General features: G+C 63.9%; 13 protein-coding genes. 10 read left to right on the top strand and 3 right to left on the bottom strand.

Annotated elements, in window-relative coordinates:
* The first annotated feature begins 140 nt into the window (after positions 1-140).
* The 6 genes from B5F27_RS04700 to B5F27_RS04675 all read left to right on the top strand — a co-directional run bounded on the left by B5F27_RS04700 (position 141) and on the right by B5F27_RS04675 (position 6,095).
* Positions 141-1,541 carry an MATE family efflux transporter gene (locus B5F27_RS04700; RefSeq protein WP_242962078.1) on the top strand — a complete coding sequence of 467 codons (1,401 nt, stop codon included), beginning with the start codon at positions 141-143 and terminating at the stop codon, positions 1,539-1,541.
* A 277-nt stretch (positions 1,542-1,818) separates the two neighbouring features.
* A complete protein-coding gene (locus B5F27_RS04695) occupies positions 1,819-2,706 on the top strand; it encodes an RICIN domain-containing protein (protein WP_087365074.1) in 888 nt (295 codons plus the stop codon).
* Between the two features lie 249 nt (positions 2,707-2,955).
* Entirely contained in the window at positions 2,956-3,975 is a 1,020-nt protein-coding gene (locus tag B5F27_RS04690) for a metal ABC transporter substrate-binding protein (RefSeq protein ID WP_087365072.1), read from the top strand.
* Positions 3,976-3,985: 10 nt separating this feature from the next.
* Positions 3,986-4,708, top strand: a complete 723-nt coding sequence (locus tag B5F27_RS04685; RefSeq protein ID WP_087365070.1) for a metal ABC transporter ATP-binding protein — start codon at positions 3,986-3,988, stop codon at positions 4,706-4,708.
* Positions 4,705-5,556: a metal ABC transporter permease gene (locus B5F27_RS04680; protein WP_087248852.1), complete on the top strand. Its 852-nt coding sequence runs from the start codon at positions 4,705-4,707 to the stop codon at positions 5,554-5,556. The genes B5F27_RS04685 and B5F27_RS04680 overlap by 4 nt, the downstream gene beginning before the upstream one ends.
* The gene (locus tag B5F27_RS04675) at positions 5,553-6,095 is read left to right on the top strand and encodes a hypothetical protein (RefSeq protein WP_087365068.1); all 543 of its coding nucleotides are present in this window, start codon (positions 5,553-5,555) and stop codon (positions 6,093-6,095) included. The genes B5F27_RS04680 and B5F27_RS04675 overlap by 4 nt, the downstream gene beginning before the upstream one ends.
* 237 nt (positions 6,096-6,332) lie before the next feature.
* Here B5F27_RS04675 and B5F27_RS04670 read toward each other — a convergent pair whose 3' ends face one another.
* The 3 genes from B5F27_RS04670 to B5F27_RS04660 form a co-directional block, all read right to left on the bottom strand.
* A complete protein-coding gene (locus B5F27_RS04670; RefSeq protein ID WP_087365066.1) occupies positions 6,333-7,121 on the bottom strand; it encodes a ZIP family metal transporter in 789 nt (262 codons plus the stop codon).
* A 309-nt stretch (positions 7,122-7,430) separates the two neighbouring features.
* Positions 7,431-7,628 (bottom strand): hypothetical protein, encoded by a 198-nt coding sequence (locus B5F27_RS04665; protein ID WP_087365064.1) that lies wholly within the window; start codon positions 7,626-7,628, stop codon positions 7,431-7,433.
* Complete coding sequence (locus B5F27_RS04660) at positions 7,625-9,400, bottom strand: bifunctional homocysteine S-methyltransferase/methylenetetrahydrofolate reductase (protein ID WP_087248860.1); 1,776 nt, start codon at positions 9,398-9,400, stop codon at positions 7,625-7,627. Before B5F27_RS04660 ends, B5F27_RS04665 begins: the two co-directional genes overlap by 4 nt.
* 131 nt (positions 9,401-9,531) lie before the next feature.
* On the opposite strand from B5F27_RS04660, the gene B5F27_RS04655 reads away from it, so the two are divergent.
* The 4 genes from B5F27_RS04655 to B5F27_RS04640 all read left to right on the top strand — a co-directional run bounded on the left by B5F27_RS04655 (position 9,532) and on the right by B5F27_RS04640 (position 13,123).
* On the top strand, positions 9,532-10,152 hold the full coding sequence (locus tag B5F27_RS04655) for a GNAT family N-acetyltransferase (protein ID WP_087365062.1): 621 nt from the start codon (positions 9,532-9,534) through the stop codon (positions 10,150-10,152).
* Entirely contained in the window at positions 10,149-11,411 is a 1,263-nt protein-coding gene (gene hflX / locus B5F27_RS04650) for a GTPase HflX (RefSeq protein WP_087248863.1), read from the top strand. The genes B5F27_RS04655 and hflX overlap by 4 nt, the downstream gene beginning before the upstream one ends.
* A gap of 433 nt (positions 11,412-11,844) precedes the next feature.
* A complete protein-coding gene (locus tag B5F27_RS04645) occupies positions 11,845-12,285 on the top strand; it encodes an Lrp/AsnC family transcriptional regulator (protein ID WP_087365060.1) in 441 nt (146 codons plus the stop codon).
* A 277-nt stretch (positions 12,286-12,562) separates the two neighbouring features.
* Positions 12,563-13,123, top strand: coding sequence for a DUF4358 domain-containing protein (locus B5F27_RS04640; protein WP_087248867.1), 561 nt, complete (start codon positions 12,563-12,565; stop codon positions 13,121-13,123).

Raw genomic sequence — 13,123 nt, 5'->3', positions numbered from 1 at the left:
AGTTTTCGGGCTGTACTGCCCTTTTTGTGCTGCCCGTTGAATCAAAACGCAACACCCCCCGTCTCGACAAGCTTCGCCCCCGGCGGTATACTGAAAGAAAAACCATCAGCGGCCCCGCGCCGCAGAAAGTGTGAACGTCCATGCCCCAGAACCCTCCCCGGCCCATGACCCAGCAGCAGGCCCAGTTTGTCAAGATGACCCAGACCCCCATCCCCCGGCTGGTGGCCGGCCTGGCGGTGCCCACCATCCTCAGCATGCTGATTACCAGCATCTACAACCTGGCCGACACCTTTTTTGTGGGCCAGATTTCCACCAGCGCCTCGGGCGCGGTGGGGGTGGTGTCCAGCCTGATGGCGGTAATCCAGGCGGTGGGGTTCATGCTGGGCCACGGCGCAGGCAGCGTCATCAGCCGCAGCCTGGGCAGCGGCGACGCCTATACGGCCTCCCGGTTTGCCTCCACCAGCTTTTTCACCGCGGTGGGGATGGGCGCGCTGCTGGGGGCCGGGGGCATTGCGGGCCTCACCCCCCTCATGCGGCTGCTGGGCAGCACCGAAACCATCCTGCCCCACGCCCGGGCCTATGCCTTTTATATTTTGCTGGCGGGTCCCTTCATGATGTCCAGCCTGGTGATGAACAACATCCTCCGCTATGAGGGCAAGGCCAATTTCGCCATGATCGGCCTGGTCACCGGCGGCGTGCTGAATATCGCTCTGGACCCGGTGTTCATCTTCGGCCTGGGGATGGGCACCGCCGGGGCGGGCCTGGCCACCGGTTTGAGCCAGCTGGTCAGCTTTGGGATTCTGCTGTCCATGTACCTGCGGGGCAAAACCGTCAGCAAGCTGGCCCTGCGCAACTACACCCGTTCGGCCCGGGACCTGGGCCTCATCCTCACCACCGGTCTGCCCAGCTTTGGCCGCCAGGGCCTGGCCAGCTTTGCCAGCATGATGCTGAATGTGGCGGCCCGCTCCTACGGCGACGCCGCCGTGGCCGCCATGAGCATCGTCAGCCGTATTTTCCAGTTCCTCATGTCGGTGGCCCTGGGCGTGGGCCAGGGGTTCCAGCCGGTGGCCTCCTACAACTATGGGGCCCAGAAATACCATCGGGTGCGGGCCGCCTGCGTTTTCACCATTCAGGCCAGTTTCGCCCTGCTCACCGTCATCGCCCTGGCCTGCCTGCTCAACGGCGAGGCCCTGGTCCGCCTGTTCCGGGACGACGACGCCGTCACCGCCATCGCCCTGCCCGCCTTCCGCTGGCAGTGCATCGCCACCCTGCTCCAGCCGGTGCTGGTGTGCAGCAATATGCTGTTCCAGAGCGTGGGCAAGTCGGGCCGGGCCACCTTTTTGTCCTGCTGCCGCCAGGGAATTTTCTTTATTCCGCTGATTCTGGTGCTGCCCCAGGTGTGGGGCCTGGCGGGGGTGCAGTACAGCCAGCCCATCGCAGATCTGTTGAGTTTTATGGTGGCGGTGCCCTTTGTGGTGCAGTTTTTGGCCGAGCTGGACCGGATGGACGCCCGCGTGCGGGCCGGTCAGCCCGCCGAATAACCCCCTTTCTCCCACCAAAAACCTAAAAATCCTGATACAGGCCTCCGGGTTTTGTGCAACACGCCAAAAGCCCGCCGCCGCACTTGTGAGAAATTACGACAGGTGGTATAATTTGTACACAAGTGGGAAAGCCGCACCCCGGCGTCCTGTGCCGCCCGGCGGAGAAAAACCTCTGTGCGGGCTGGGGCTTTCCTGCGCAGGTCCGTTGACACGGCGGACCGCGCGGCGGCCCTGGGGTGCGTTTAGGTATGATATACACAAACGGAGGGAAAAGATCATGAGAACCGTAGAGCAGACCCTGATTGAGCCGGGCCGGTATTACACCATCGCGGCCGCATCGGGCAACGTGATCGGCTACACCGAAAAGCCCGAAGACGGCGCCGAGCTGCGCCTGGGCAAATACGAGCACAAGCCCGAGCAGGAGTGGCTGTTTGACCGTGTGGGCGAGAACGCCTACCGGATTCACTGCCGCGCCAACGGCAAGGTCATCGACCTGATGATGGCCGGCACCGACAACGGCACCTGGCTGCACCTGTGGGACGATGTGCTGGGCAGCAGCCAGATGTGGACCCTGGTGCCCGAGAACGACGGCACCGTCCGTCTGGTGAGCCCCTGGGCCAGCGGCAAGTGCGTGGACACCGTGGGCATGGGCAGCCCGGCCGGCGCCATCCTGCAGATCTGGCAGGAGAGCCCCGGTGTGGACCAGCTGTGGACCATCCGCGCCGTGAAGGACCGCAAGGCCGCCGAGCCCGCCGAGGAGGTCAAGGCCGAGGCTCCTGTCGCCGAGGTCAAGGCCGAGGAACCCGTCAAGGCTGAGGAGCCGGTGGCGGAGGCTGCCCCCGCTGTCGAGGCCGCCGCAGAGCCCGCCCCCAAGAAGCGCGCCTGCCGCACCAAGAAGGCCGAGGAGCCCGCCGCACCTGCCGTCGAGGTTAAGGCCGAGGAGAAGGCCGCCCCCGCCGTCGAGGTTAAGGCCGAGGAGAAGGCCGCCCCCGCTGTTGAGGTTAAGGCCGAGGAGAAAGCTGCACCCGCCGTCGAGGTCAAGGTCGAGGAGAAGGCTGCCCCCGCTGCTGAGGTCAAGGCTGAGGAGCCCGCCGCTCCCGCTGCCAAGCGCGGCGGCCGCACCAAGTCGGCCAGTGCCTCCAAGCGCCGTTCCCGCAAAAAGTAAACCCTGAAAAAACCTTCTGCGCTGCGCCCTTTGGGGTGCGGCGCTTTTTGCTGCGCAGAACCTTCACCTGAAAAGTCACTCTTTTTCACCATCCGGCCCCGCCTCCCCCGTTGACAAACCCATCCCGCCTGTGTATAATAATTTGCAGTCAAGTTGCAAATTCGCGGCAGGAACGCTTCCGGCGGCCTGCCGCTCGTTTTGGGCGGGGGTTGTTTTCCCCTGCTCCCGCCCCGGAGGTTGAAAAAAGGTATGAAGAAGTTTCACAAGATTGCTGCCGCCCTGCTGGCCGTCTGCCTGGCGGGGGTTTTGCTGGCCGGATGTGCCGGGAGCAGTTCTTCCGGCCCTTCGGCCGTCCCGTCCGGGTCGTCCCAGCCCCAGCAGGACGGGAGCCTGCAGGTGGTCACCACCATTTTTCCCATCTATGACTGGGCCCGTCAGGTGATCGGGGACGTGCCGGGTGTGGAGCTGGTATGGCTCCAGGACACCGGCGTGGATATGCACAGCTATCAGCCCTCGGCGGAGGATATGCTGAAACTGTCCTCCTGTGATGTGTTCCTGTATGTGGGGGGCACCTCGGACAGCTGGGTGGACGGCGCCCTGAAAGAGGCCGTCAACCCCGACATGAAGGTCCTGAGCCTGCTGGAGATTCTGGGGGACAACGCCCGCCTGGAGGAGCTGACCGAAGGGATGCAGGCCGAGGACCATGAGGGCCACGACCACGGCGACGAGGACGAGTACGACGAGCACGTGTGGCTGTCGGTGAAAAACGCCTCTCTCCTGACCCAGTCCATTGCCGACACCCTGGCCCAGCTGGACCCGGACCACGCCGACGCCTACGCCGCCAATGCGGCCGCCTATGAGGCCCAGCTGGCCGACCTGGACGCCCAGTATCAGGCCGCGGTGGACGCTGCATCGGTGAAAACGGTGCTGTTCGGGGACCGGTTCCCCTTCCGGTACCTGACCGAGGACTACGGCCTGGAGGTATACGCCGCCTTCCCGGGCTGCTCGGCCGAGACCGAGGCCAGCTTTGAGACCATCGCCTTCCTGGCCGGCAAGGTGGACGAGCTCCACCTGCCCGCGGTGCTGACCATCGAGAATTCGGACCAGCGTGTGGCCCAGACCATCATCCAGAATACCGCGTCCAAGGACGCCGCCCTGCTGCGTCTGGATTCGATGCAGGGCACCTCGGCGGAGGACGTGGCCGCCGGCACCACCTATCTGTCCATTATGGAGTCCAACCTGGACGTTTTGAAAGCCGCTCTGGCATAAAGGAGACACTATGGCACTGATTACCTGCAAGGATCTGACCCTGGGTTACGAGAACACCCGGGTGGCAGAGCACCTTTCCTTCACGGTGGAAGAAGGGGATTACCTGTGCATCGTGGGCGAGAACGGCTCGGGCAAGTCCACCCTGATGAAAACCCTGCTGGGGCTGCGGCCCCCGCTGGCGGGGACCATCACCTTCAGCGACGGCCTGCACAAAAACGAAATCGGCTACCTGCCCCAGCAGACTCCCCTTCAGCGGGATTTCCCCGCCTCGGTGCAGGAAGTGGTGTTGTCGGGATGCCTGAGCCGGTGCGGCCTGCGGCCCTTCTTCTCCAGGGAGGAGAAAGCCCTGGCGGCCCGCAACATGGAGCGGCTGGGGATTGAGGGCCTGGCCCGCCGGTGCTATCGGGAGCTGTCGGGGGGCCAGCAGCAGCGTGTGCTGTTGGCCCGGGCCCTGTGCGCCACCCGCAAGCTGCTGCTTCTGGACGAGCCGGTGGCGGGCCTGGACCCCAAAGTCACCGCCGAGCTGTACGAGCTGATCGCCGAGCTGAACCGGGCCGACGGCATCACCGTCATCATGATTTCCCACGACATTGCGGCGGCGGCCCAGTACGCCAGCCATATCCTTCATATCGGGGAGGGCCAGCGGCTGTTCTTCGGGACGTCGGCGGCCTACCTGACCAGCCCGGTGGGCCAGATGTTCGCCCCGGTTGAGAAAGGCGGTGACAACGCATGAGCGCGTTTCAGACCCTGCAATACTATTTCACCTTTCCCTTTGTCCGCTACGCCCTGATCGTGGGCGTCCTGATTGCCCTGTGCGCGTCCCTGTTCGGTGTGACCCTGGTGCTCAAGCGGTTTTCCTTCATCGGAGACGGCCTGTCCCATGTGGCTTTCGGAGCCCTGGCGGTGGCGGCCGTGTTCAACCTCACCGACGAGATGCTGCTGGTGCTGCCGGTGACGGTGATTGCCGCCATCCTGCTGCTGCGCAGCGGCCAGAGCGCCAAGCTCCAGGGCGACGCCGCCATCGCGGTGCTGTCGGTGGGCACCCTGGCCATCGGCTACCTGCTGATGAACCTGTTTTCCACCAGCACCAACCTGTCCGGCGACGTGTGCAGCACCCTGTTCGGCTCCACCTCCATCCTGACCCTGACCCAGGCCGAAGTGTGGCTGTGCGTGGTGCTGTCGGTGGTGGTGATTGCCCTGTTTGTAGTGTTCTACAACCGGATTTTTGCCGTCACCTTTGACGAGGCCTTTGCCTCGGCCACCGGCCTGCCCGCCAGCCGCTACAGCCTGCTGATTGCGGTGGTGGTGGCGGTCATCATCGTGCTGGCCATGAATCTGGTGGGTTCTTTGCTGATTTCGGCCCTCATCATCTTCCCGGCTCTGTCGGCCATGCGGCTGTTCAAGAGTTTCCGTGCGGTCACCATCTGCGCGGCGGTGGTGTCGGTGGTGTGCGCTGTGGCGGGCATCCTGATTTCGATTCTGGCCGGAACCCCGGTGGGTTCCACCATTGTGGCGGTGGACCTGGGAGTCTTTGCCCTCTTTGCTCTGGCGGGGGCCGTCACCGGCGGGGTGCAGGGATGAAGCAGCGTCTCTGTCGTTTTTGGGCGGCCCTGACGGCAGCCCTCCTGTTGGCGGGCTGCGGCGGTTCCGCCTCCTCCCAGGATCCGGCGGATTCAGTCCCGGCGGCTCCGCCCGCTTCCAGCGTCCCGGCCCAGCCCGAGGCCGAGACCCAGGCGGAAGGCTCTGACATCCAGGTGGACGTAGACCTCACCACCCTCAGCAGCACCATGGTGTTTGCGGAGGTGAGCAACCTGCTGTACGATCCCATCCCCTATCTGGGCAAGACGGTGCGGATGCAGGGAGAGTTCTCGGTGGACCACGCCTACACCATGGACGGCGAGCTGGATCTGAGCAAGAACTATTTCTACTGCATCATTGAGGACGCTCTGGCCTGTTGTGCCCAGGGTCTGGAGTTCAGTCTGGCGGACGCCCCTGCCTACCCGGAAGGCTATCCCGAGGAGGGCAGCCAGATCACCGTGGTGGGCACGGTGGAATTTTTCGAAGAAAACGGGTTCCGCCATCTCCGCCTCGGCAACGCCTACTTTTCTGAAGAAAAGTAGGCAAAAGACTTTCACCTGGTACCGCTGACTGCTGTGGACTTCACCAGGCCCTGCCGGCGGTAAACTTACAGCCGCTTTATAAGGCTCCCGGCCTGCGGCCCTGTGAGTCCAAGATTTTGTGTGGCCTGTTTTTCATCCCCGGCACGCGCTGAAAAAACAATATAACAAATCCCCCGCTTCTCCAAAAGAGGCGGGGGTTATTTGTTGATGTTTAGAATCTTTTAACCGGGTTGTTTTTCACCCCAGCGCCACATCCAGCGCCATCATCAGGGTGAATCCCAGAGCAAAGGCCAGCGGGCCGATGTCGGAATGTCCGCCCTCGGTCATCTCAGGCACCAGTTCCTCCACCACCACATACAGCATGGCGCCGGCGGCGAAACTCAGCAGCCAGGGCAGAGCCGGGATCACCAGGCTGGCGGCCATCACGGTAAAGAACGCGGCCAGAGGCTCCACCGCCCCCGACAGCACCCCGTCCAGGAAGGCCCGGGGCCGGCTGGCCCCTTCCGCCCGCAGCGGCATGGACACGATGGCTCCCTCGGGGAAATTCTGGATGGCGATGCCCAGCGACAGGGCCAGCGCCCCCGCCAGAGAGATTTCCCCCTCTCCGGCCAGCCAGGCGGCATACACCACGCCCACCGCCATCCCTTCCGGGATGTTGTGGAGGGTCACCGCCAGCAGCATCATGGTGATGCGGGGCAGCCGGGCCGGCGGGCCCTCGGGGCTGTCGGCATCCTGATGCAGATGGGGGATCAGATGGTCCAGCGCCAGCAGGAACAGCACCCCCAGCCAGAAACCGCCCGCCGCCGGCACAAAGGACCACACGCCCAGCCCGGCCGATTCGGCTTCTTCCAGCGCCGGGATCAGCAGGCTCCAGATGGACGCCGCCACCATCACGCCCGCTGCAAATCCAATCAGCATCCGGCGCACCTCCAGCCGCAGCTGGTCCCGCATCAAAAACACGCATCCCGCGCCCAGGGACGTCCCTGCAAAGGGGATCAGAATCCCCAAAATCATCTCTTTCGTCATAGATTCACCCTCGTTTCTCCTGCATTTGGACGGCCGTCCCTCCCCTGCGGCCTTCCCCATTCTATTCCGGGGGCGGCGGTGCGGTGTCTGCCGGGACGGCGCGGCTTTGCGGTTTGTTATGACAAACCAGCGTCTTTTTCAAAAGGGCTGTCCCCCTTTGGGTCGGGCAGCCCCGCAGTTTTTCTGCTCTATGGCCCTATTATAGTGGGTCCCCTCTCCCCTGTCAAGGCGGATGGTGTCCGGGTCACATTCCGGCAAAAATCCGCCCCTCAGAGGCTTCAAAAGGGCGTTTGAAGGGGGCCGGGCCGGTTATTTCCGGCCCAGCAGCCGCAGGATCAGCAGCGCCGCTTCCACCCCCGCCAGGGCGATCAGCAGCGCAATCACCAGCATCAGCGCCACAATGCCGGCAGGGTTGCCGGGGGCCAGCACCATGCAGGCCACCCGGGCCAGAACGGCAATCACCAGCAGGCAGACCAGCCACTGGGCCAGCTCCTTCATCCGCTTCATAATGCCTCCTGTTTGAGGGCGGCAATCAGCCGCTCCATCAGGGCCACCCGGTTAAAGGGGGTCATCAGATAGAACCCGTCGGCGTAGGGCGCCGCCGCACGAGCCATTTCCAGCGAAATTTCCAGCCCCAGGGCCTCGCCCTGGGCCCGGTCCGCCCCCTCGTACCGGCGGATGATGGCCTCATCCACATGGATGCCGTTGATTTCGTTCTCCATGTACAGGGCGTTCCGCTGGCTCACCACCGGCAGGATGCCCGCCAGGATTTTGGCGTCGGGCAGGGCGGCCCGGGCGGCTTTCAGGTTGTCCACCGCCGCCTCCGACAGCACCGGCTGGGTCAAAAAGCCCGCCATGCCGCTGGCCTGCTTTTCCTGGGCCCGGCGCAGCTCCACGTCAAAGTTCCGGGCGTTGAGGTTGAGAGCGCCAAAGACGGTCATGCCCGGCAGGGCCTCCCCCGGGCCCGCCAGGGAGTGAATGTACCGGGCCAGCTTGCGGGAGTTGAACTGGTAGACGTTTTTCACCTCGTCCCGCTCGGCGGTGGGGATGGGGTCTCCGGTGATGGCCAGCACTTCCCGCACCCCCTCGGCATAAAGCCCCAGCAGCAGGGCCTTGGTGGCGTTCAGGTTCCGGTCCCGGCAGGTCATGTGGGGCAGAGCTACCATGCCCAGTTCCCGCCGCAGCTTGCAGGCGGTGAGGGAGGAATCCACCCGGGCCCGGGCGATGGGGCAGTCCGCCACCGTAACGGCGTCGGCGCCCGCGGCCTGGAGCCGCCGGGCCCCCTCCACATAGCCCGACAGGTCGGCGTCCTTGGGGGAGTCCAGCTCCACCGCAATTACCTTTTCCCCCCGGGCCAGCTTTTGCAGGAAGGGGTCGGCGGGGGTCAGCAGAGGGGTGTCGGCAGGGACGTCCGCCGCCGGGGCCGACGCCGCAATGGGCATGGGGGTGGATTCCAGAGCCTGGCGCAGGGCGGCGATGTGGGCGGGGGTGGTGCCGCAGCAGCCTCCCAAAATCACCCCGCCCCGCTGCCGGATGCGGCACAGTTCCCGGGCAAAATAGTCGGGCCGGCCCTGGTACACCACCCGGCTGCGGGTCACCAGCGGATAGCCTCCGTTGGGCATGGCCGACACCGGCAGGCCGCAGCCGGTCACCGCCGGCAGCACCGACGCCATGGCGCTGGGCGCCAGCAGGCAGTTGAGGCCCACCGCGTCCACATGGCCGCACCGGGCCATGTGGGCCGCCAGTTCCCGGCAGGAACGGCCTTCCCGGGTGTAGCCGTCGGGCAGGGCCGCAAAGGACACCAGGATGAAGGCCTCGGGCCGCCGTTCCTTGATGAAGGCCGCCGCCTCGGCTACCCCCTCGTCGGTGCTCAGGGTTTCAAACAGGAAGTTTTCCGCCCCCAGGTCCAGAAAGACCTGAGCCGCCGCCCGGTAGGTCTGGGCGGCCGGGGCGGCATCGGTGGCCGGGGCCGGGCCCAGGTCGGCAAATACCGCCGCACCGGTTCCCTCGGCGGCCCGGCAGGCCAGACGCCAGCCGGCGGCCGCCAGTTCCTGCCAGTTGTCCAGGCCGGCGGCGGCCATCCGGGGCAGGCCGAAGGTATTGGTCTTGATGGCCTCGGCCCCGGCGTCCAGGTATTCCCGGTGGACGGCCAGAATCCCCTCGGGGTCGGCAAGGTTGGCCTGTTCGCATTCCATACCGGGGCGGCCTTTATAATAGGTCCCCATGCCCCCGTCGAACACCAGGACCCTGTCTCGCAGAATATCGCGCGCGTTTTTCATAGATTTGTCTCACTTTCAGCGGTTTATGGTACCAGTGTAGCGGTCTGGGCCAAATTGTCAAGCACCGCTTGCATAAAAGACGGTTTTCCGTTATACTGGTCTGCACACACAGGAAAGGAAGATGATGCCGGATGCGCCATGTTGGCACACAAACCCTCGAAACCCCGCGGCTGGTTCTGCGCCGCCTTTTGCCGGAGGACGCCCCGGCCATGTACCGCAACTGGGCCAGCAATCCGGCGGTCACCCGTTACCTCCGCTGGGAGCCCCACAAAGACGTCCTGGAGACCTGCGCCCTGCTGACGGCCTGGTCGGTTCTGTACCAGAACCCCGACTATTACCAGTGGGCCATGGTGGAGAAGGACACCGGCGAGTTGATCGGCTCCATCAGCCTGGCGGACGGCCGGGCCGGTGAACCGGAATCCGTCCGTGCCTGGGCGGAGCGGGGCGCCGACCTGGCGGAAGGGATCTGGGAGCCGGGCTACTGCATTGGGCAGCCCTGGTGGAACCACGGCTATACCACCGAAGCCCTGCAGGCGGTGGTGGACTATTGGTTCGTCAAGGCGGAAGGCAGCTGGCTGGCCTGCTGCCATGCGCTGGAGAACCCCGCCAGCGGCGCGGTGATGCAGAAAGCGGGCTTTGTCTACGACCACGACGCGGTGTATCACAAATTTGACGGAACCCCGGTGGACTGTCACGTCTACCGTTTGACCCGGGCGGAATGGGCCGCCCACAAGAGAAAGGAACTGTTTTGAGCGAACTGTATGATATTCTGGTAGAGACGCCCCCCACCCCCACCCTGCTGCTGGCGCTGGACCAGGGAGCCTGGGACTGTGAGCGGAGCCTGGGGGAACTGGCGGCCCTCTGCGAGGCCAACCACATGGAAGCGGTGGGCGAAGTGGTGCAGAAGCGGTCCACCCCCGAGGCGGGCACCGTTCTGGGCAGCGGCAAGCTGGAGGAGGCCCGGATGGCCGCCGAACAGCTGGGCGCCCAGTGCGCCGTCTTTGACGGAGAGCTGACCGGCAGCCAGATCCGCAATATTTCGGCGGCGGTAGGGGTGGAGGTCATCGACCGCACCATGCTGATTCTGGAAATTTTCCGCAGCCGCGCGGTGACCAACGAGGGCAAACTGCAGACCGAGCTGGCCCTGCTGAAATACCGTCTGCCCCGTCTGCAGGGCATGGGCGAGAGCCTGAGCCGTCAGGGCGGCGGCGGCGGTGGCGGCGGCGGCGCCCGGCGCGGCGCCGGCGAGACCAAGCTGGAACTGGACCGCCGCCACATCCACGCCCGCATCGACACTTTGGCCGAGCGTCTGGCCGAAATGGAAAAGCGCCGGGGCGAGAGCCGCCGGGCCCGGGCCAAGACCGGGATGCCGGTGGTGAGCCTGGTGGGCTACACCAACGTGGGCAAATCCAGCCTGATGAACGCCCTGTGCGGCCCCAGCGTGGCCGAGGCGGATATGCTGTTCGCCACCCTGGACCCCACCAGCCGCAAGCTGGTGCTGCCCAGCGGCATGGCGGTGCTGCTGGTGGATACGGTTGGTTTTGTGTCCCGGCTGCCCCATAACCTGGTGGAGGCCTTCAAGAGCACCCTGGAAGAGGCGGCCTGGTCGGACGTCATCGTCCAGGTGGCGGACGCCGCCGACCCCCTGCGGGAGGAACAGCTGGCGGTGACCCAGGAGGTTCTGGACAGCCTGGACTGCGACGACATCCCCCGCCTGACCGTCTACAACAAGTGCGACAAGCCGGGGGCCGCCGCCTTCGACCCCGATATCCTCCTCACCAGCGCCAAGACCGGCCTGGGCCTGGACCGCCTGCTCCAGCGGCTGGACCAGCTGCTCAGCGACCGGGTGCGGACCATCCGGGTGCTGCTGCCCTATGACGCTTTGGGCCTGGCCGCCCCCATGCGGGAGCGCGGCAGCGTCCTGACCGAGGAATACCGCCCCGAGGGCCTGTATCTGGAAGGCATCGTCAAGCGGGAGGACCTCCACGTCTTCGAGAACTATCTGGTTTAAGATTTCCCTGCAATCAAAAACAGCTCCCCTGCCCGTCATCCCGGGCGAGGGAGCTGTTTCGTTTTCCACCGGCAGAAAACCCCCGTATAACACAAAAACCCGCCTGGCAGCGGGTTTTTGTGTATAGAGGGGTGGGAAAGTATATAAAGCAGTAAATCTCATTGGAACGGCCCGGCGCGCACCACGGCGCAGCGCGGCCCTGTGATTTGTATTATACCCAAATCCGATTTATTGTCAAATTGTAAATTTTCAAAATGCCTTATCATTTCACTTTACTTTTTCGGTAAAACTTTATATAATTAAACCTGGAATCAGACTGTTTCACATTTTTGCCCAAGTTTGTGATTTTTTACAACTGAAAACTTTATTAAAAGAAAATTTTATCTATTTCACCGGAATTCACCGGGAATAGATCGATGGAGGTAATCGAACCATGGATGATTTGGACCGTAAGATCCTCTCCCTTCTGGCGCGCAATGCGCGGATGCCCGTCAAGGAAATCGCGGAGCACGTCTCCCTCACCAGCCCGGCGGTTTCCAGCCGGATTCACAAGCTGGAATCCGACGGGATCATCGGGGGCTATACTGTGGTCCTGAACCGCCCCGCCAACCGTCTGTATGTGGATGCCCTCATCAGCCTGTCGGTGGCGCCGTCGGAGCGGGAAGGTCTGCTCAGCCTGCTGCAGAACAGCAAAGAGGTGCTCCAGTGCTATCACGTCACCGGAGAGTATACCTTCCTCATCAAGGTCAGCTGCGGCAGCATGATGCAGCTGGAACAGCTGATTCTCCAGTTCCAGAAGCTGGGCAGCACCTGCACCCAGATCATTCTGTCCACCCCGGTGGATCACGGCCCGCTGGAATCCCTGCAGCTGTAACCCGTCGGACTTTCCGAGCTGTTTTCAAGGACCTCTTCCGGCCCCGCAAGGGGCGGAGGAGGTCTTTTTTGCCGGCGCGGGCGGGGTTTGTAAGAAATTGTAAACCCTTTTTGAACGACCGCAATTTTCCCCCGGGGCTGTTCGTATAGCATGTGACAGGACTTCACAGGGGACTTGCGGGGCGCATAAAATGCCCCCGGACGGCCCATCCTGTGGGAAAGCACCGCTCCCCTGTGTTTCAATCAAACCGTTTTAACATGAAAGGAAATAAAGACTTATGAAAAAGATTCTGATTGCCGCTGTTGCCGCTTCCATGGCCCTGTTTGCCTTTGCCGCCTGCGGCGCCAGCTCCTCCTCCAGCGTTTCGGAGCCCAAGGATTACAGCCAGATCATCCACGACGCCCGCAACGACGAGGACAACGAGACCATGCTCATCCTCAACATCGACAAGGACGGCAACTTCTCCGCCACCGACGGCTACAGCGAGGAGGCCACCACCGAGGACCTGCAGGCCCAGGCCGAAAACTTCATCCTGCCCATGCTGGGCCTGTCGGAGGGCGACTATGAGAGCCTGTCGGCCTCGGTGTCCCTGATGAACGTCCGCAGCTATGCGGTGGCCATCGTCAAGCCCGCCGAGGGCAAGACCGACACCGTCAAGCAGGCCCTGGAGGACTACGTCACCAGCCAGCAGAAGTCGATGCAGAACTACCTGGCCGACCAGTACGAGATCGCCAAGGCAGCCACCGTCACCACCGTCCCCTCCGGCGAGGTGGTGCTGGTCTGCTGTGAGGATTCCGACGCCGTCCTGACCTCCATCCAGGACGCTCTGGCCGCCTGA

The organism is Faecalibacterium sp. An192, assembly GCF_002160175.1.
In the GTDB taxonomy this organism is placed as follows: Bacteria; Bacillota; Clostridia; order Oscillospirales; family Ruminococcaceae; genus Faecalibacterium.
Note: the sequence above shows the minus strand (reverse complement) of the source record. Positions and strands in the feature narration are given on the sequence as shown.